This window comes from Aquibium microcysteis (assembly GCF_014495845.1).
Classification (GTDB): domain Bacteria; phylum Pseudomonadota; class Alphaproteobacteria; order Rhizobiales; family Rhizobiaceae; genus Aquibium; species Aquibium microcysteis.
Genome location: NZ_CP061080.1, coordinates 4,888,415 through 4,907,745 on the forward strand (window position 1 = coordinate 4,888,415; position 19,331 = coordinate 4,907,745).

17 protein-coding genes are annotated in these 19,331 nt (G+C 66.3%); 6 read left to right on the forward strand and 11 right to left on the reverse strand.

Going from position 1 to position 19,331, the window contains the following annotated elements; translation table 11 throughout:
* Positions 1-44: 44 nt before the first annotated feature.
* From IAI54_RS23065 to IAI54_RS23080, 4 genes are all read right to left on the reverse strand, one after another.
* Positions 45-761, reverse strand: coding sequence for an ABC transporter permease (locus IAI54_RS23065; protein WP_420838247.1), 717 nt, complete (start codon positions 759-761; stop codon positions 45-47).
* Between the two features lie 48 nt (positions 762-809).
* On the reverse strand, positions 810-1,811 hold the full coding sequence (locus tag IAI54_RS23070; RefSeq protein WP_187969403.1) for an ABC transporter substrate-binding protein: 1,002 nt from the start codon (positions 1,809-1,811) through the stop codon (positions 810-812).
* A 123-nt stretch (positions 1,812-1,934) separates the two neighbouring features.
* Positions 1,935-2,558 (reverse strand): molybdenum cofactor guanylyltransferase MobA, encoded by a 624-nt coding sequence (mobA, locus tag IAI54_RS23075; protein WP_187969404.1) that lies wholly within the window; start codon positions 2,556-2,558, stop codon positions 1,935-1,937.
* Positions 2,558-3,763 carry an adenylate/guanylate cyclase domain-containing protein gene (locus tag IAI54_RS23080; RefSeq protein WP_187969405.1) on the reverse strand — a complete coding sequence of 402 codons (1,206 nt, stop codon included), beginning with the start codon at positions 3,761-3,763 and terminating at the stop codon, positions 2,558-2,560. The genes mobA and IAI54_RS23080 overlap by 1 nt, the downstream gene beginning before the upstream one ends.
* Positions 3,764-3,984: 221 nt before the next feature.
* Between IAI54_RS23080 and IAI54_RS23085 the strand changes: the two genes are divergently transcribed.
* Positions 3,985-4,179, forward strand: a complete 195-nt coding sequence (locus IAI54_RS23085) for a hypothetical protein (RefSeq protein ID WP_235679154.1) — start codon at positions 3,985-3,987, stop codon at positions 4,177-4,179.
* A gap of 33 nt (positions 4,180-4,212) precedes the next feature.
* On the opposite strand, the gene IAI54_RS23090 is transcribed toward IAI54_RS23085, so the two are convergent.
* Positions 4,213-4,374: a hypothetical protein gene (locus tag IAI54_RS23090; protein WP_187969406.1), complete on the reverse strand. Its 162-nt coding sequence runs from the start codon at positions 4,372-4,374 to the stop codon at positions 4,213-4,215.
* A 654-nt stretch (positions 4,375-5,028) separates the two neighbouring features.
* Between IAI54_RS23090 and IAI54_RS23095 the strand changes: the two genes are divergently transcribed.
* The gene (locus IAI54_RS23095; protein ID WP_187969407.1) at positions 5,029-6,000 is read left to right on the forward strand and encodes a YihY/virulence factor BrkB family protein; all 972 of its coding nucleotides are present in this window, start codon (positions 5,029-5,031) and stop codon (positions 5,998-6,000) included.
* Between the two features lie 116 nt (positions 6,001-6,116).
* On the opposite strand, the gene IAI54_RS23100 is transcribed toward IAI54_RS23095, so the two are convergent.
* The 5 genes from IAI54_RS23100 to otsB form a co-directional block, all read right to left on the reverse strand.
* Positions 6,117-7,277 carry a DUF3618 domain-containing protein gene (locus IAI54_RS23100; protein ID WP_187969408.1) on the reverse strand — a complete coding sequence of 387 codons (1,161 nt, stop codon included), beginning with the start codon at positions 7,275-7,277 and terminating at the stop codon, positions 6,117-6,119.
* Positions 7,274-7,669, reverse strand: coding sequence for a phage holin family protein (locus tag IAI54_RS23105; RefSeq protein WP_187969409.1), 396 nt, complete (start codon positions 7,667-7,669; stop codon positions 7,274-7,276). The genes IAI54_RS23100 and IAI54_RS23105 overlap by 4 nt, the downstream gene beginning before the upstream one ends.
* Positions 7,666-8,253, reverse strand: a complete 588-nt coding sequence (locus IAI54_RS23110) for a hypothetical protein (RefSeq protein WP_187969410.1) — start codon at positions 8,251-8,253, stop codon at positions 7,666-7,668. The genes IAI54_RS23105 and IAI54_RS23110 overlap by 4 nt, the downstream gene beginning before the upstream one ends.
* A gap of 287 nt (positions 8,254-8,540) precedes the next feature.
* Positions 8,541-9,932, reverse strand: a complete 1,392-nt coding sequence (locus IAI54_RS23115) for an alpha,alpha-trehalose-phosphate synthase (UDP-forming) (RefSeq protein WP_187969411.1) — start codon at positions 9,930-9,932, stop codon at positions 8,541-8,543.
* 46 nt (positions 9,933-9,978) lie between these two features.
* Entirely contained in the window at positions 9,979-10,743 is a 765-nt protein-coding gene (otsB, locus tag IAI54_RS23120; protein ID WP_187969412.1) for a trehalose-phosphatase, read from the reverse strand.
* Positions 10,744-10,837: 94 nt separating this feature from the next.
* On the opposite strand from otsB, the gene IAI54_RS23125 reads away from it, so the two are divergent.
* Complete coding sequence (locus tag IAI54_RS23125) at positions 10,838-11,158, forward strand: hypothetical protein (protein WP_187969413.1); 321 nt, start codon at positions 10,838-10,840, stop codon at positions 11,156-11,158.
* Between the two features lie 41 nt (positions 11,159-11,199).
* Here the strand turns inward: IAI54_RS23125 and IAI54_RS23130 are convergent, their stop codons facing one another.
* Entirely contained in the window at positions 11,200-11,469 is a 270-nt protein-coding gene (locus IAI54_RS23130; RefSeq protein ID WP_187969414.1) for a hypothetical protein, read from the reverse strand.
* A gap of 379 nt (positions 11,470-11,848) precedes the next feature.
* On the opposite strand from IAI54_RS23130, the gene IAI54_RS23135 reads away from it, so the two are divergent.
* The 3 genes from IAI54_RS23135 to glgB are packed head-to-tail and all read left to right on the forward strand — an operon-like array spanning position 11,849 to position 19,325.
* Positions 11,849-13,822: an alpha-1,4-glucan--maltose-1-phosphate maltosyltransferase gene (locus tag IAI54_RS23135; protein ID WP_235679155.1), complete on the forward strand. Its 1,974-nt coding sequence runs from the start codon at positions 11,849-11,851 to the stop codon at positions 13,820-13,822.
* Positions 13,822-17,118: a maltose alpha-D-glucosyltransferase gene (gene treS / locus IAI54_RS23140; RefSeq protein WP_187969416.1), complete on the forward strand. Its 3,297-nt coding sequence runs from the start codon at positions 13,822-13,824 to the stop codon at positions 17,116-17,118. The genes IAI54_RS23135 and treS overlap by 1 nt, the downstream gene beginning before the upstream one ends.
* A gap of 2 nt (positions 17,119-17,120) precedes the next feature.
* Positions 17,121-19,325, forward strand: coding sequence for a 1,4-alpha-glucan branching protein GlgB (gene glgB / locus IAI54_RS23145; protein ID WP_420838319.1), 2,205 nt, complete (start codon positions 17,121-17,123; stop codon positions 19,323-19,325).
* Positions 19,326-19,331 lie beyond the last annotated feature (6 nt).

Sequence of the window (19,331 nt, forward strand, 5' to 3'; positions counted from 1 at the left end):
GCTGTCCGCCGCTTGTCCGGTAGGTTTTCGACGCAATCTCGATCTCAAGCATCCGATCGCCGCCAGCGTGTCGCATGCCGGTCGTACGGCCGCAGCAGAAGGACCTCCACCATGAGCATCACCGCCACGAAGGCGAGCGCGTAGGCGAGGATGGTGGCCACGTCGAACAACTGGAAATGCAAGTGGATCTGGAATCCGACTCCGTTCGACCGCCCGAGCAGTTCCACCACCAGCACGATCTTCCAGATCAGCGCGATCCCCGACCGGCTGGCGGCTGCGAGGTAAGGCTGCAGCTGGGGCAGCACCACGTTTCGGATCCGGCTGGAAAACGAGAAGCGGTAGACTGTGGCGAGTTCCGAATAGGTGCGGTCGAACGCACGCGCCCCTTCTCTCAGGGTCACGATGACGTTCGGAATCTTGTTCACGGCCACCGCGCCGATCGCCGCTGCCTCGTTCAGCCCGAACCAGACATAGGCCAGGACGATGACGACGAGCGCCGGCAGGTTGAGGAACAGCACCACCCAGGGATCGAACAGCCGGTCGAGACCCCTGTTCGTGCCGAGCGCGATGCCGATGCCGCTGCCGATGGAGAGTGCGAGCACGAAGGCTGCCGCCACGCGGGCGAGCGTGATGCCGAGGTGGCGGGCGAGATCGCCCGACATCGCTTCCCGCAGCAAGGCTTCCAGTACTGCGGGCGGAGCTGGAAAGACGCGCGGATCGGCCGGCAGCGCCAGAAGCCACCAGAGTGCCAGAAGCCCCACCAGCGATGAGGCGGTCCAGAAGATGGGAGATCGGCGGCGCACCGGCGGTCAGAAACCGCCGACGAGGCGCGGCCAGTAGGTGCCCGGCGCCATCGCGGCCGACCGGCCGACCAGTTTCTCTCCGCCGAGCTCGGCCAGCACGCCATGGAGCAGCCGGGCATCGGCCTCCTCCTCCGCGGCCGGCCGCCGGGGTATCCCGTCCCGGTATCGGTCGCGCAGGGCCAGAAGTTCCGCCCCTTCCGCACGAACCAGCGGCGCGAGACGCTCCCATGCGGCATCCGAAGAGGCGAGCAACGCCTTGGTGGCACGCGAAGCTTCCACGAAGCCCCGGGCCGCCTGCGGATGGGCATCTGCCCACCGCTCCGGGAACACCCAGCCGAGCGCCGAGACCGGACCGGATGCGCCGAGTGCGCGCGCAGCTTCATCCGCACCCACCAGCGATCGAAAGCCCTTCGCCTCCAGCCTTGCATTGTAGTGCCAGTAGTTCAGCACGGCATCGAGCTCGCCCTGCCTGGCCTTTTCGGAAAGCAGCGGCGGCGCGCCGTAGACGATGTCGTTCTCCGCCGCCAGGTCGACCCCGTGATCGCGCCTGGCCAGTCCCTGGATCAGCAGCCAGCTCTTGTCGAGTGGCCCGCCTGCCACTCCGAGCTTGCGGCCCTTCAGGTCGCCGAGCGAACGCAGAGCCGAGTCCTGCGGCACCATGATCGCGCCGACCGACGAGGAGTAGGGCACGAAGGTGTAGTCGGCGCCGTCGGTGCGCAGCCGCGACACCCACAGCCAGTCGGAGACGATCACGTCGACGTCCCCGGCCTGAAGCGCCACGTTGCTCGCGTCCTCCCCGGCGAAAGGCACGATCTCCACGTCGACGCCGGCCGAACGGTCGAGCCCCGCCTCCTTCATCGCATCGAGTTCCCAGTTCACGGTGCCGAACTTCAGCACGCCGACGCGCACCGTCTCCAGGGCCGAAGCCGCGCCGAGACTGGCCGAGAATACCAGGGCGGTCAGCAGGACGACGACCAGGCGGCCGTGCGATCTGAACGAGGGGATCATCGGGATACTCCTTGCGGCTGGTGCCGGTCGGCGGGGTGAAAGGCAGCCCCGCGAGAGGTTCTCTATGCCTGCTTGCTCCGTTGCTCCGCAACAGCGCGACGATCCGATCGTGCGCGCCGGCGCTCAGTCAGGCATGAGACGCAGCAGGCTCTCCGCCTGCGCGAGGTCTCCGGGGGTATTGACGTTGAAGAAGGGATCGATCGGCTCGACCGGCCAGTCCGCTCGCGCGATGGAATGCCTCTCCGTCCACGCGGCGACCTTGCGCAGGTTCTCCTCTTCCAGTGCCTGCCTGAGGTCGGTGCGCAGGGCCGGGGACCACAGCCCGGCCACGGGATGGGGCCGTCCGTCCGACGATGCCAGCGCCATCTCGGCGCCTGCGGACCGGCGAGCGGCAGAGAGTCGCTCGACGAGGTCGCGCGGCAGGAAAGGGCAGTCCCCGGGCACGGTAGCCACCAGAACCGCGTCGGGCCGGTTGGCGGACGCCCACTCGAGCGCGGCGAGAAGCCCGGCCAGCGGACCCGCGAAGCCCGCCACCGGATCTGCCACGACCGGCAGGCGGTAACTTTCCAGTCGCCGGGCGTCGCCGTTGGCGTTGATCACCACGGCGTCGCACTGCGGCGCGAACCGGTCCAGCACATGGTCGAGGATGCTTCGACCGCCGAGCAACTGCAACGGCTTGTCGCCGCCGCCCATCCGCCGCGACAGTCCGCCGGCGATGACGGCACCGACGATCGTCTCGCGGCGCATCAGTAGACGTAGATCTTCTGCAGCCCCTCGAAGCCCTTGAACGGCACCTCGGTGGCCACGCGCGGGGCGCAGCACAGGTGCTGGGCCACTTCGGCCGACGCCACCCTGTGCAGCGAAAGGTCCGAGGCGCAGGTCAGCAGCCGGGCGGCGTAGTTGATCGGACGACCGATCGCGGTGAAGTCGAGACGGTTCGCACCGCCGATGTTGCCATAGTGGAACCGGCCCGCATGCAGCGCCGAACGGAACGAGACCGTCCTGCCGAGTTCCGTTTCGGCCAGCCGCGCCTCGCCCTCCATGATGGTTCGGCTTGCCGCCTTGACGGCATCCGCCATCGTGCGATCTCCGCCATACGGAAAGATCGCGAAGAAACCGTCGCCGAGAAACTTCAGGATCTCGCCGCCGTTCGCCTCTACCGGCGGGACCATGATGTCGAACGCGTCGTTGAGGATCGCCACCATCTGCGGCCCTGACAGCGTGTTCGACAGCTGCGTGAAATCCTTCAGGTCCGTGAAGAGGATGGCGGCATCGATTTCCTCTCCGTCGCCGCGATGCACCCGACCCTGCAGGATCTGCTCTCCGCCGCCGCGTCCGATGTAGGTCGACAGGATGGAGGCTGCGTTCAGCCGCAGCAGGTAGGCTTCGGCAAGCCGTGCAAGCGGTCGACGCAGGACGTCGAGCGCGTCGATCTGTTCGAGCGAGAAGCCCAGCGGGTGCTTCGTCGACCAGGTCGAGGCGTGCGTTTCTCCCGTCGTGAAGATCAGGGGTTGTGCGAGATAGTCGGTGAACCCTTCGGCGCGCAGTTCGGCGAGGATCAGGAATTCGCTGAGCGCCTGCGGATCGGTCAGCCGCCGACGGATCGAGACGCCCTCCGTCGTGACGCGCGGGAGCGGATTCTGCCAGTATTCCTGCTGCGAGAAGATGTCGAGCTGGACCTCGTTCACTTCCACCCCGCCGGACTGCGTCCAGCGGAAGCGACGTGCCGCGATGTTGGGGTGCAGGGTGTTCATGAACAGCGCGAACCGGTCGACCGGCACGCCGGCTTCCACGACACGCCGGCAGATGGCGTCGATGATGGCGCTGGCGTCACCGCTCGGCCGCGCGCCGTCGATCATCCAGGCGACCAGCGCGTCGATCAGCAGGTGGTCGACCTCGCCGGGCAGCAACTGCGTCGCTTCTGGGGTGCGCAGGCGCGCCGGGAGGGTCATGGCGGATCTCGTGAGCGGTTCGCCGGCTGTTTAACACGCCGCGCTCGCGTGCGAACAGCCGCCGCAGTCGATGCACCGTTCACGAATTGCGGCGGTATGCCCGTCGCCGTCCTCTACGCGCCGGTGGGGCCGCCACGGAACCGGAATGCGGCGCCGTGAGTTCCACGAAGGAACGGCCGGGCTTCTTCCCGGTCCCTCGGCACCATTGCACGGAGATGATATTGGCCCACGAACCGGACCACCACACCGAAACCACAGGAACCCGCGCCCGTCAGGGGAGGCAGGGATTTCCCATTCTGCTCGTTCTCGTCATCGGCCTCGTGCTGGCGATGGGTGCATGGGCGCTGGCGGAAATGTATGGTGTCTGGATCGCGCCCGACGATCCGGTTGCCGAGGCGGAACACACGATCGACTGACATCCCGCGGTGCACGGACGAAGCGGCGAGCGGCTACGGCCGCTCGTCGAAGACGTCTCGCGTGCCGCGCGCCTGAGCAGCGCGTTCCGTGCGGCTCAGGCGCCGCTTCCGCATGAGCGCGAAGCCGATCAGGATGGCGATCAGCACCGGGCCGCCCGCTACCACCAGGAGCCAGAGGATGTTTTCCGTTTCCATGCGCGTGCTCCCTCGGTTGCCGTCGGCTGCTCAACGTTCCTTGTGTTCGAGGGTTCCAGCCCCAGGGCGAAGGTCGGGGTCCACTCCGGTCGCAGCCGCGCCGTCGCCCCGGCCGGCCGGGGGCGCGACGTCGGGGCCTTGTCCCGCAGGTGCCTCCATGCGGGTCTGTTTCCTTCGAGCCCGAAGGCTCTTCAGCCAGGACGGCAGCACCTCCGCGGCCATGCTCTTCCAGTAGGAACCCATCACGTTTTCTCCTGCAGCCCGCGTCTCTCCGGTCCTTCAGGAACAATCGGCCCGCCGCGCATGTTCCCCACGCGGGTGTTTCGCGCAAACGAAGAACAGGGAGATCGGACGATGGTTCACGAACCGGACGGCAAGACGGGAAAGCGACGTAACGACGAGGCGACGAAGGTCATCTCCGACACCGACGTTCCGCCCGGCGGATCCCTGGGCGTGCGTGGGATCAGGTCGGTTGACCTCGAACCGCGTTCGAACGGGGAAAACGACTGGCAGGATGAGCGACCGCCTCGCAAGCACGGGACGCCCGCGGCGCGACGTTAGGCCTTCGCGCCACGCCTGCAGACTCCATCAACAGGAACAACACCTCGCACGAAGGGTTTCCTTCCGACACCATTGTTGAAGGGAGATCCGGGTATGCCTGCAGACGAGCGAACGGAAGCCGGTCGAGGCCGCGAGGCGGACTGGCCATCTGAGATACCCGCACGGGGGTGGAAGGACGTTCTGTGGCGCGTCTACCAGCAGGTCCTCGAGGACCGCGTCACGCTGGTCGCTGCGGGCGCGGCCTTCTACCTGATGCTGGCCATCTTCCCGGCTCTTGGCGCCTTCGTGTCGATCTACGGCTTCGTGGCGGATCCGACTTCCATTGCCGGCCAGATCCAGTTCCTTCAGGGTGTTCTGCCGTCGGGGGGACTCGATCTGATCTACAGCCAGCTGGAGAGTCTGACCAGCCAGGATCCGAGCGCTCTCAGCATCGGGCTGGCAATTACGCTCGCCGTCTCGCTCTGGAGCGCCAACAACGGCGTCAAGACACTCTTCGAGGCGCTGAACATCGCCTATGAGGAGGAAGAGAAGCGCTCGTTCGTAAAGCTCAATCTCGTTGCATTCGCCTTCACCCTCGGCTTCATGGTCGCCATGATCGTGATGATCGCGGCGATCGGTGTCGTGCCCGCCGTTCTGGCCATCCTCAATCTCGGAGGCCTCTCCCAGATCGTCATCGCCGTGGGCCGGTGGGTCCTCGTGCTGGGGATGATGATCATCGGTATCTCGCTTCTCTACCGCTTCGGGCCGAGTCGCGAGCCTGCGAAATGGCGGTGGATCAACTGGGGGAGCATCATGGCGACGCTGGTCTGGTTGATGGCGTCGATCGGCTTCTCCTACTATCTGCAGAACTTCGCCGACTACAATGCCACCTATGGTTCGCTCGGCGCAGTCATCGGCTTCATGCTCTGGATCTGGCTCTCGGCGGTTATCCTGATCGTCGGCGCCGAGCTGAATGCCGAGATGGAGCACCAGACCGCACGCGACACGACGACCGGGGAGGAGCGGCCCATGGGCGAGCGTGGCGCCACGGTCGCCGACACGCTGGGCAAGCCGATGGCGGATTGAGTAACGCGGGACCGGTCCGGCGACTGCCGGATCGCGTCCGCCCGACCCGTCGACGAGAAAAGGGCGGGCTCCACGGAGGAGCCCGCCCTTTGTCGTGTCGATCGTCGCCTCTTCCGTCAGACCGTCTTGCCGCTGCCCGGAGCCGGCGAGACGCCGGCGGGCTTGTCGGACGTGCCGAACGGCCCGGTTCCGGAAGCGGGGGACGACGGCGTTCCGGAAGCCGAAGCGCCGGTCGTACCCGGTCCGGACGAAGCCGGCTTCCCGGTCTCGCCGGTCATCTCGCGAGCCTTCTCGCCCACTGCCTTGCCGGCGGCGGATGCGACGTGCCCGACCTTCTCGGCCAGAGGCGTGCCGTCGGAGGACGTGAGGCCCTCCTCGTCCGCCGACTTGCGTGCCGCGGCATAGCCTTCGGCCGCCACATCCTTGGCGCCCTCATAGCCGCGGCGCATCGCCCGCATCGCCTCGTCCTTCAGGTCGTCGCGGGTCTGGCCGAAGGTCTCGTCCTCGATCCGCGTCTTCGGCAGCATGGCGCCGATGGCCGCACCCAGCGCCAGGCCGAGGGCGCCGACGATCAGCGGCTCCCGGTCGAGCGCATCCATCAGGCCGTCGCGCGCCTGATTGGCGGCGCGTTCCGCACTGCGTCCCACCCTGCGTCCCGCCCGGGCGGCCTGTCGCCCCGCATCGGCAGCATAGTGGCCCGCCTCGGAGGCATAGGCGCCCGCGCGGCTGCCGGCCTGCCTGGCCGCGCCCGCGGCATTCGAGCCCAGCCGGGAAGCCGCTCCGGCGACGGAGCTCCCCGCATCGGAAACCCGGTGGGCCGCGCTTCCGGCACGCTCGGACCATGAGCTTTCGGGGTCCTTGCCGTCGTCGTGCGTCTCCAGATAGCCCAGACCGCCGGCGCCGGTCTGCGCGCCGGCGCCGCGAAGCGGGGAGTTGCCGATGACGTCGTCGTCGATGCCGGGCTCGGGATAGAAGGTGCTGTCGCCGTCGTACCCGAAGCCGTCGTCCGGATAGGGGTAGTACTCGCGGCGCACGGGCCGCGGCCCCGCGAAAAGCCAGGCGACGCCGGCACCGATCAGCGCGAGGCTGAGGGGATTGTCGCGGACCTGGCGGCCGAGATTGTTCACAGCGGCCGATCCGTTCGAGTCGCGCATGTAGTGGAAGACCTCGTCCACCAGCTGGCCCGGCGACATGCGGTCCCGGATCTGCTCGGCGGTTCCGGCCATGCGGGCGCGCACCTCCTCCGCGTGGCGTTCATGTTCGGTCGAAGTTGTCATCGCACCTGCTCCTTTGCAACGTCGATATCGCGGCGGACCTGCGCCATGGATTTTTCCGGTGCCAGTTCCGAAGGCGACATGTTCGTCGTGCCGCGGCGGACGAGCATGTAGCCGACGGCTGCCACGACCAGCCCGACGAGCAGCGAGGCCCAGCCGGCCCCGAGCCCGAGATTGGCGAGGGCGACCACCAGTGCCTGGAGAAGCACCAGGAGCGCCGCCAGCAGCATCACCACCCCGGCTGCGACTTCCATCGCGCCGGTGCCGGCCTTGCTCATCTTTTCCTGCATCTCGGCCCGCAGGAGGCGTGCCTCGGTGCGCACCAGTTCGGCCATCTGGTTGACGAGGTCCGTCACCAGCGTGCCGAGCGGTCGATGATCCTGATCCATGCTCATGTGAAGTCTCCAGTGCTTGTCGGCGCGCCGGCGGCGTCCCCTGCGGAATAGGGACGCGGGGAGGGTGCAGGCCGCGGCGGCTGCGGTGCGCGTGGGGTGGTGGACGCGGTGCGGTCGTGCTGGTGCTGGGCGGACGCGCCGGCGAACCGGCCGATGGCGATCCCGGCAAGGACGCTGGCAGCGATGAAGCTTACCGGGTTGCGGCGACCGAAGTCACGCACCGTGTCGAGCATTTCGCCGGCCGACGCGTTCTGCATGCTGCGCGACAGGCTCTCCAGACCTTCGGCGGCCTGGCCGACGAGGCCGGAGATCGGACCCATGTCCTTCTTGTCCAGTTCGTCGCGTGCGCTGCGGATCGCATCCGCAAAGGTCTTCAGCCCGTCTGCCGCCTGCCCCTTGAGGGCCTCGCTCCTTTCGCGAACCTCCTCCTTGGCATCCTCGGCCAGGGTGGTTGCCTGCTCCTTGAGCGCATCGCGACCCTTTTCGAACTGGCGGCCCGCGGCTTCCTGTTCCTGCCTGAGCCGCGCGCGCGCCGCGTCTGCGTCCGCTGCGGGGCTTGGTGTATTGCTGGTATGGTCAATCATCGATCGCTCTCCTTACGCCAGACCCAGAAGGGAAAGGACGGCCAGGACCACGACGATCAAACCGATGACATAAATGATGGAATGCATGGTACGTGATCTCCGTTATTGGCTGGTACTGCTACCTCACCAAAAACCTGCGGAGGCGACACCTGTTCCATGGCTGGCGCGAACTTTCGCCATTTCTTGGCCATCTTCCGACTTGCGCGCCGGATTGGTAAGTCAAGGCGCACGATTGCGTTCGAGGCGGCCCTGCGCCGCGTCCGCGGGTCCGTGCCGAACGCTGGGTGTCAGCTTGCCGCGCCGCCTTGTGCCTCCGCGGCTTCGAGCTCGTCGATGAAGCTCGACATCCAGATGCCGACGTCGCTTTCTTTCACGCGTTTCAGCAGGCTGGCGTGACGGTTCTGTCGCTCCTCCAGCGGCATTCGCAGCGCCAGTTCCATCTTCTCGCCCATCTCCTCGGTGTCGTGCGGATTGACGATCAGGGCATCGCCGAGTTCCTCCGCCGCGCCGGCGAACTGCGACAGCACCAGCACGCCCGGGTCGGCGGGATTCTGGGCGGCGACGTACTCCTTGGCGACGAGGTTCATCCCGTCCCGGAGCGGCGTTACCAGCCCGACCTCGCTCGACCGGAACATCGCGGCAAGGCGCGGCCTCGGCACGGGCCGATGGATGTAGCGGATCGGGACCCAGTCGATGTCGCCGAACTTGCCGTTGATGGAGCCGGCGAGGCCCTCCAGCTTCATGCGGATTTCCGAATAGGCGGTCACGTCCTCGCGGGTCGGCGGCGCGATCTGCAGGAACGTCACCGACTTCTCCAGTTCCGGGTGCAGGTAGAGCATGCGCGAAAAGGCTTCGAAACGTTCGGGGATGCCCTTCGAATAGTCGAGCCGGTCCACCCCGACGATCTGCCGCTGGCCCAGGATCGCCCGCCGCATATGATCGATGTTGATATCCTCGAAGGTCTTCTCCGCCAGTTCGGTGAACTGGGCCACGTCGATGCCGATCGGCAGGCGTATCGCCCGCACGGTGCGGCCGCCATGCATGATCACGCCGTCGGGACCCATCGAGTCAGGCATGTTCTCTTCGACATAGCGGTTGAAATTGTTGAGGTCGGTGGACGTCTGGAACCCGACCACGTCGTAGGAAAGCAGCGCCTCCACCAGATAGGCGTGGTTCGGCGAGGCCGCGAGGATGTCCGGCGGCGGAAAAGGGATGTGGAGGAAGAAGCCTGTCTTCTGGCGGCAGCCGAGTGCCCGCAGCCGTTCGGCGAACGGGATGAGGTGATAGTCGTGGACCCAGACCATGTCCCGTTGCTTGAGGAATGGCTTCAGCAGCGAGGCGAACTTGTCGTTCACCCGCATGTAGCCCTCGAAATATTGCGGACGGTAGTCCACGAGATCGATGCGATAGTGGAAGAGCGGCCACAGCACGCTGTTGGCATAGCCGATGTAGTACTGGCTGTAGTCCTCGACCGTCAGCGGCGAGGAGATCACGTCGACGTCGCCCACCCGGTCGACCCCGAGCTTCTCCGTCTCGTCCTCAAGCGTATTGCCGTCCCAGCCGAACCACACGCCGCCCCTGGCCTTCAAAGCGTCGGCAATGGCCACGGCAAGCCCGCCGGACTGGGTCGCCTTGCGCAGATCCGCGACCCGATTGGACACCACGACCAACCGGCTCATTCTTCCACGTCCCGCACGATGTCGCCCCTCTTTTCCTGTGTCCGCTTCACGACGCTAACTCCACCCGCCGTGTTCCGTTCCGGTCTGCGAACCGCTGGAGCCACGCGCGCAGGGCGGCGGGGTCCGCGATCCGGTGTGCCGCCGCGGTCTGTCCTTGCCCGACTTTCACGCCGATTCCCTGCCACTGCGGCAAGGCCCGGAACCCATCCTCGTCGGTGACGTCGTCGCCGAAGAAGATCGGCCGCCGACCGCGGAAGGGCTCCTCCGCCATGAAGTCCGCGATGAGATCGCCCTTGGTGCGGCCGCTGAGTTTCAGTTCGACGACCATCTTCCCCTCGAGCAGCGTCACGCCCGGAGAGGCGGCTGCCCGGGCCGCGGCACGGCATGTGCTCTCCAGGTCGGGCCGGCGGCGGTAGTGGAGGGCGACCGACAGGCGCTTGCGTTCGACGAGGAGACCATCATGGCGTCGCGCCACGTCCTCCAGTTCCGCGGCCAGCCGCTCGATGGCCGGTTCGTCGGCTTCAACCCTGTGGAGCCGGCCGGAAGAATCGCGCCGCTCGGATCCATGGGCGCCGCCGAGCGGCAGACGCAGGGGCGCCAGAAAACCATCGAGCGTGTCGATCTCGCGGCCCGAAACGATCGCGACCGCGCCCCCGGACAAGGCGAACAAGGCGTGGAGAGCGTGGCGGACCGTGGCGTCGATCGCGACGGCGGCCGGATCCTCGACGATCTCCGCGAGCGTGCCATCGAAGTCGAAGAAGAACGCCGTCTCCTCCGGCGGAAGGTTCAACTCGGTCAGGTCTTCAGGCAACTCTCCGCCACTCCTGTTGCGATGCGATTTGGCGCCTTCGTCGGAACATCCGGTCGGCGGGCGGGTTCTTGCCGAGTTCCGCAGGAGGTGCCGAATGCCGCGTTTCACATCTGAGGTCGTCCGCCACGGCGACGCCGCTGCGCCGCACTACTCCGTCCGCTTCCTGGGCGGCGACGGCGAGACGGTCACGGTGGAACTGCATCTTGCAAGTGCCGGCGGCGACCCTGACCGGCAGACCGTCCTCGACGCCGCCCGGGCGATCCTGGCGCGCCTTGTGGCCGATGCAGGCGACAGTCGCATCGATCAGCCGCGGAGCGGATCGGTGGGGTCGCCTTCCGCCGGTTTGAGCCGTGCCGCGTCGGAAACCGAGGCGGATACCCATGGATCCGACGGGCGCGATACCGGCACGGCGTGAGGGGATTGCTCCGCGCAGGCCGCGCCGGTTCGCTGTCTTGGTCAGGATCGATAGGCCCAGGATCGGAATACTGCCCCTGCCTCATCCGGACGAAGCGACACGCGCCTTTCGGCGCGGCCGAAGGCATCCGCAAGGCAACGGACGACGTCCTTCGCCTTGATCAGCGCCTCTGCCGGATTTGCATGCGCCTGAGCAGGATCGAGCATGATCGAGACAGTCGATCCATCTTCCGTAACGAAGCAGATCGGCGTGCCTTCACTCGGGCGTTCCCCCGTCGGGGGTTCGGCTGAAGGGCTGGTTTGTCCAGGCATCGGTTCCTCCTCGTGACGGCGCACTGCGCGCGATACGGGAACGCGTTCCCGTGGGACTTTGTTCCAGGGGTTGCGACGGAATTCCGGTTGCAGTGCCGGCCTTTGCACCGGGGCGCCGGGAACCTTTCGGGACCGTTGGGGTTGGGCAACGTCTGCCGGACGGAGGGTACTGTTTCATGAGCGCAATCGTTTCCCGCCCCATCGACCGCCTGGGCGTTGCAGAAGAATGCATCCCGGGGACACAGGCTTGCGGCGGTGCAGGCTGGATGTTCGTCCGCCGCACCCGTGCGGCATACCGGTCGAGGGGATGGTGACCTCGATGTCCAGATCCGCGCAACGTAAATCGCTTGGATCGTCGGCCAGGGGCGTCCGGAACGCGATGGACCCGCGTCTCCGTGATCTCGCTGACCGCCGCATTGCGATCGAGGGGATCGACCCGGAGATCGACGGAGGTCGGTTCCCGGCGAAGGCGGCACAGGGCCATCCGTTTCTGGTGGAGGCGGACGTCTTCGGCGAAGGGCACGACGTCGTGGACGCAGCCTTGCTGTGGCGTCGCAAGGGTTCGAACCAGTGGACGGAGGCGCCGCTCGAGTTCGACGTCAACGACCGCTGGCAAGGCAGGATCGAGTTTCCGGACATCGGCGATCACGAATACACCGTCATCGGCTGGCGCGATCTGTTTGCCGGCTGGCGCCGCGACGTGGAAAAGAAGCTCCAGGCCGGCCAGGCCGTCAGCCTCGAAGTGCTGGAGGGGGCAGCGCTCGTGCGGGAGGCCGCAGGTGAACCGCGCGATCCTGCCGGTGCGGAGGCGTTGCGTGAGCTGGCGGCCTCGCTCGAAGCGGAGGCGGATGAGGCGCGCCGCCTCGCGCTACTTCTGAGCGACGAGACCGCGAGCCGGATGAGGGCCTTCGCGCCGCGAAACAGCCTCACCTGGTACGAGCGCGTGCTCGACGTCATCGTCGATCGCGAGCGGGCTGTGTTCGGTGCCTGGTACGAGATGATGCCGCGGTCCCAATCCTCCGCGCCCGGGCGCCATGGAACCTTTGCGGACGTCATCGAGCGGCTTCCCTACGTGAAGGATCTCGGCTTCGACGTGCTTTACTTCACGCCGATCCACCCGATCGGCCGGATCAACCGAAAAGGTCCCAACAACACGCTCACCCCGACGGGCGCCGACCCGGGCAGCCCCTATGCGATCGGCTCGGACGAGGGCGGCCATGATGCCATCCATCCCGAACTCGGCACCATCGACGATTTCGATCGGCTGGTACGGGCGGCCGCCGCCCAGGGGATCGAGATCGCGCTCGATTTCGCGATCCAGTGCGCTCCCGACCATCCCTGGATCCGGGAGCATCCGGAATGGTTCGACTGGCGGCCCGACGGGACGATCAAGTTCGCCGAAAATCCGCCGAAGAAATACGAGGACATCGTCAACGTCCACTTCTATCGCGAATCCATACCGTCCCTGTGGGAGGCGCTCCGCGATGTCCTCCTCTACTGGATCGGTCATGGGGTGAAGATCTTCCGGGTCGACAACCCTCACACCAAGCCTTTCCCGTTCTGGGAGTGGGTGATCGGCGAGATCAGGAGCCGGCACCCCGACGTGATCTTCCTGTCCGAGGCGTTCACGCGACCCAAGGTGATGAAGCGCCTGGCCAAGGCCGGGTTCACCCAGTCCTACACCTACTACACCTGGCGCAACCTCGGTTGGGAGCTCGAACAGTATCTGACCGAACTGACCCGGGAAGAATGCCGTCACTACATGCGGCCGAACTTCTTCGCCAACACGCCCGACATCAATCCCTTCTATCTCCAGACCTCCGGACGACCGGGATTCCGCACGAGACTGCTCATGGCCGCGACGCTTGCCGGAAATTATGGCATCTACAACGGCTATGAGATCTGCGAGGCTGCCGCATTGCCGGGCAAGGAGGAATATCTGGATTCGGAGAAGTATCAGCTGCGCGACTGGGACCTCGACCGTCCCGGACACATCAAGGACGACATCCGTCTGGTGAACCGGTTGCGGCGGGAGCACCCGGCGCTGCGCGACTTCACGTCCCTGCGGTTCCACAGGACCACGAATGAGAACGTCCTGTCCTATTCGAAGGGCTCGCCTGAATCGGGCAGCTACCTCCTGTTCCACGTCAACCTGGACCCCCACAATCCGCATGACTTCGATTTCGAAGTCCCGCTCTGGGAGTTCGGTCTGCCGGACGATGGAGCCGTGGAGGTCCAGGATCTCGTGCACGGCAACAGCTTCGCCTGGTATGGCAAGAACCACAGGCTGACCCTCGACCCCCATGCCCGGCCCTATGCGGTCTGGCGCATCCTTGGACCGGTGAGCACTTGATGAAGAACGGCAACAACTCGATGGATGGCGCGATCGATCGCAGCCAGCAGGACTGGTATCGCGACGCAATCATCTACCAGGTCCATGTGAAGGCCTTCCAGGATTCCGATGGCGACGGGATGGGCGATTTCGCCGGCCTGATGAAGCGCCTCGACTACATCCAGGAACTGGGCGTAACCGCGATTTGGCTGCTGCCGTTCTACCCCTCGCCGCTGCGCGACGATGGCTACGACATCGCCGACTATCGTTCGATCAATCCGTCCTACGGCACCATGCGGGACTTTCGGGCCTTCGTGGCGGAGGCCCACCGGCGTGGGCTTCGGGTGATCACCGAACTCGTGATCAACCACACCTCCGACCAGCATCCGTGGTTCCAGAAGGCGCGGCAGGCCAGGCCGGGCTCCGCGGCGCGGGACTTCTACGTCTGGAGCGACACCGACGCCAAGTTCCCCGAGACCCGCATCATCTTCCTCGATACCGAGAAATCCAACTGGACCTGGGATCCGGTCGCCGGGGCCTTCTACTGGCATCGCTTCTACTCGCACCAGCCCGACCTAAACTTCGACAACCCGCGCGTCCTGCGGGAGGTGCTGAAGGTCATGCACATGTGGCTCGACATGGGGGTCGACGGCCTGCGGCTCGACGCGATTCCCTATCTGGTGGAACGCGAGGGCACCAACAACGAGAACCTGCCCGAGACGCATGAGGTCCTGAAGAAGATTCGCGCCGAACTCGACGCCCACTACACGGACCGGATGCTGCTGGCCGAGGCCAACCAGTGGCCGGAAGACACTCGGCCCTACTTCGGCGATGGCGACGAATGCCACATGGGATTCCACTTCCCGCTGATGCCCCGCATCTACATGGCGCTGGCGCAGGAAGACCGGTACCCGATCTCGGACATCATCCGGCAGACGCCGGAGATTCCGGAAGGCTGCCAGTGGGGCATCTTCCTGCGCAACCACGACGAGCTGACGCTCGAAATGGTGAGCGACCAGGAGCGCGACTATCTCTGGCGGACCTACGCGGAGGATCGCCGGGCCCGCATCAACCTCGGCATCCGCCGCCGGCTTGCGCCGCTCCTGCAGAACGACCGACGCAAGATCGAGCTCCTGAACTCGCTGCTGATGTCCATGCCGGGCACGCCGATCGTCTATTATGGCGACGAACTCGGCATGGGCGACAACTATTACCTCGGCGATCGCGACGGCGTCCGCACGCCGATGCAGTGGTCGCCCGATCTCAACGCCGGCTTCTCGCGGGCCAACCCGCAGCAGCTCTTCCTGCCGGTCATCATGGATCCGATCTATGGCTATCAGGCGGTCAACGCCGAGAGCCAGCAGCGGGACCCGTCTTCGCTGCTCAACTGGATGCGCAAGCTGATCCAGGTGCGCAAGCAGCACACCGCCTTCGGGCGCGGCACCATGACCCTGCTCTATCCGCGCAACCGCAAGATTCTCGCCTATGTTCGCGAGCATGGGGATGATCGCATCCTGTGCGTGGCGAACCTTTCGCGTCAGGCACAGGCCGTCGAACTCGATCTGTCGCGCTTCAAGGGGGCGGTGCCGATCGAACTCAACGGCCGCTCGCCCTTCCCGCCGATCGGCGACCTGCCCTATCTGTTCACCCTCCCGGCCTTCGGCTTCTACTGGCTGCTGCTGGCCGACGAGGCGGAGGCGCCGCGCTGGCACCAGCAGGTTCCCGAGATGCTCCCGGACTTCGTCACTCTCACCACGCGGGATGGTCGCGTCTCCACGGCGCTCACCGGCTCGGGCGGACGGCTGCTCGAATCCGAAACCCTGCCGCAGTTTCTTCGCTTGCAGCGCTGGTTCGCCGGCAAGGACCGGACGATCAGTTCGGCCACCCTCCAGCCGATCGCCGAGATCGAAGGCGGCCGTCACCTGCTGGCGGAATGCCGTGTCGACTTCGGCGGGGAGATCCAGCGCTACTTCATGCCGCTCTCCGCCCGCTGGGGTGAGGACAACATCGCCTTCGGCGCGCCGACCCTGTCCTATACGCTTGCCAAGCTCCGTCAGGGGCCGCGTCTCGGGGCCCTCGTCGATGCCGCCCATGACGACGGCTTCGGCCAGGCGGTGCTGGGCGCGATGAAGGACGGCAAGGACATCTCCGTTGCCGGCGGCACCGTCCGTTTCGACAACAACGGGCGCCCGGACGTCTATGCGGATGCGGGCACGGCGCGTCCGCTCGGCGTGGAACAGTCCAACGTCTCCGTTGCCTTCGGCGATTCCATCATCTTCAAGATCTACCGAAGGCTGCGCGACGGCGTCCAACCCGAGGTCGAGATGGCGCGCTTCCTCACCAATGTCGGCGGGTTCGCCCACATGCCGGCCTATCTCGGCTCGATCGAGCATCAGGCCGACGGCGCGGAACAGACGGTCCTGGCGACGGCCTTCGAGTTCGTGCGCAACCAGGGCGATGCCTGGGACATCCTTTCGGCCGCGCTCCAGCGCGACCTCGAGAATGAGGACATGATCTCGTCGCCCGCCTCGGCGAGCGACGGCGAGGAGGAGCCCTTCTTCTTCCCCCTCAATCTCGGCGGTCTGCTCGGCAGGCGCACCGCCGGACTGCACCGGGCGCTCGCCACCGATACCGACGACGAGGCATTCCGCGTGGAACCCACGTCGAAAACGGATGTCGAAGGCTGGGTCGCGGCCGCGCGTGCCGATCTGGACGAGGCGCTTCAAGCCCTGGAAGGGGCAGATCGCCACGGCGAAGCCGGCGAGATGATCGAAACCGTCCTGTCGCGGAGGAAGCACTTCGAGAAGCGGCTGACCGCCTGCCTGAAGCATGCGCCTGGCGGTGCCCGCTCGCGGGTCCATGGCGATTACCATCTCGGCCAGGTGCTGATCGCGGCGGACGATGTCGTCATCATCGACTTCGAGGGCGAACCGCGCCGAACCATCGAGGAGCGGCGCGCGAAGTCCTCTCCGCTCGTGGACGTCGCCGGCATGCTGCGGTCGATCGACTATCTCGCGGCCGATGTGGTGAGGCTGCGCGGACCTCTCGCGATCCCCGCGGATGAACGGGCTCGGGCGCGGGCGATGCGGTGGCGCAGGGAAACCAGCCTTGCGTTCCTCGACGCCTATCGCGAGGCGATCGCCGGCTGCCCCACCCATGTCGAGGACGAGAGCTTCCAGCGCGACCTGCTCGCCCTGTTCCAGATCCAGAAAGCGGCCTACGAGGTCAGCTACGAACTCGCCAACCGGCCGACCTGGGTCGACATCCCGCTGCGCGGGTTGCTCGATCTCCTCGAAGCCACGGGAGCCGAAGCATGATCATGGCGAATGCCAATCCGTCTGCCCCCTCCGACTCCGACATCCAGGCGGTCGTCGGGGCGCGTCACGGAAATCCCTTCGTCGTCCTGGGCATGCACGGCGGCGACGGCGCGCCCCTTGTCGTGAACGTCTTCGCTCCGGAGGCCGGTGAGGTTGCCGTCGTCGACCGCGCTACGGGCGCCGTGGCGGCTGTGCTCGAGCGTGTCCATTCCGATGGCTTCTTTTCCTCCACGCTCGACGGTCGGACCGGTCGGTTCGACTACCGTTTGCGGCTTGCCGCGGGCGAGCGCAGCTGGACGATCGACGACCCCTATTCCTTCGGCCCCATCCTCGGCGAACTGGATGAGCACCTGATGGGCGAGGGCCGGCACGCCGAACTCTACAAGCGCCTGGGCGCCCACCCGGCGGAGGTGAACGGCATCCGCGGGGCCGTCTTCTGCGTCTGGGCGCCGAACGCCCGTCGTGTCAGCGTGGTGGGTCCCTTCAACAACTGGGACGGCCGCCGCCACCCGATGCGCAAGCGGGTCGGCATTGGCGTCTGGGAGCTCTTCATCCCCGGGCTGGAGATCGGCACCACCTACAAGTACGAGGTGCTCGGCGTGCATGGGGATGTTCTGCCGCTCAAGGCCGATCCGGTCGGTTTTGCCGCGGAACAGCCGCCGGCCACAGCCTCGATCGTCTGCGGCCTGCCCCGCCACGAATGGGGCGATGGCGGCTGGATGAGCCAGCGCGAGGTCCGCCACGCGACCAACCAGCCTGTTTCGATTTACGAGGTCCACCTCGGCAGCTGGCGTCGAGGCGCCGCCAACGAGGTTCTGGACTACGATGCCCTGGCGGATCTTCTGATCCCCTACGTCCAGGAGATGGGCTTCACTCACGTCGAGTTCCTGCCCGTCAGCGAGCATCCGTTCACGGGCTCCTGGGGCTATCAGCCGATCGGACTGTTCGCGCCGACGAGCCGGTTCGGATCCCCGAAGGCCTTCGCGCAGATGGTCGACCGCCTGCACCAGGCCGGCATCGGCGTCATCGTCGACTGGGTGCCTGCGCACTTTCCGTCCGACCAGCATGGGCTCGCCCGTTTCGACGGCACTGCGCTCTATGAACACGAGGATCCGCGCCTCGGCTTCCACCAGGACTGGAACACCCTGATCTACAATTTCGGCCGGACGGAGGTTTCGAACTTTCTTCAGGCCAGCGCGCTCTACTGGCTCGACCAGTTCCACGTCGATGCCCTGCGCGTCGATGCCGTCGCCTCGATGCTCTATCTGGACTACAGCCGCAAGGACGGCGAGTGGATCCCCAATCGCCACGGCGGCAACGAGAACCTCGACGCCATCGCCTTCCTTCGCGAGACCAACCAGCGCATCCTCGAGCGCCACCCCGGTGCGCTGACCATCGCCGAGGAATCGACGGCCTGGCCGGGCGTGAGCAGGCCGGTCGCGGATGGAGGACTGGGCTTCGACTACAAATGGAACATGGGCTGGATGCACGACACGCTCGCCTATATGAGCCTCGATCCGATCCACCGGCGGCACCATCACCACCAGATGACCTTCGGCATGGTCTACGCCTATTCCGAGAAGTTCGTCCTGCCGATCAGCCATGACGAGGTGGTGCACGGCAAGGGCTCGCTTCTGGGCAAGATGCCGGGCGACCGCTGGCAGCGCTTCGCCAATCTCCGCGCCTACCTGTCCTTCATGTGGACCCATCCGGGCAAGAAGCTGCTCTTCATGGGCTGCGAGTTCGGTCAGGAGAGGGAGTGGAACCACGACCAGTCCCTCGACTGGCATCTGCTCGACGATCCCATGCACGCCGGCCTGAAGGCGCTGGTTCGTGACCTGAACGCGCTCTACAGGTCGAGCGCCGCGCTTCACGACCTCGACTGCGATCCGCAGGGGTTCGAATGGCTGGGCTCCGACGACGCCGAAAACAGCGTCTATTCCTTCGTCCGTCGCGGCCGCGGCGGCGAGCCCGTCGTCGTCGTCTGCAACATGACGCCCGTGCCGCGTCCGGGTTACCGGGTCGGTGCTCCGCAAGGGGGGAACTGGTTGGTTCGCCTCAACAGCGACGCGCAGCAATATGGCGGCTCGGGCAGTGGTACCACGGAACCTGTGATGGCCGGCGCCGTTTCTTGGCACGGCAGGCCACATTCGCTGGAGCTCGACCTGCCCCCGCTCGCAGTGGTGGTCCTCGCTCCAAGCCCCTAGGAGCAG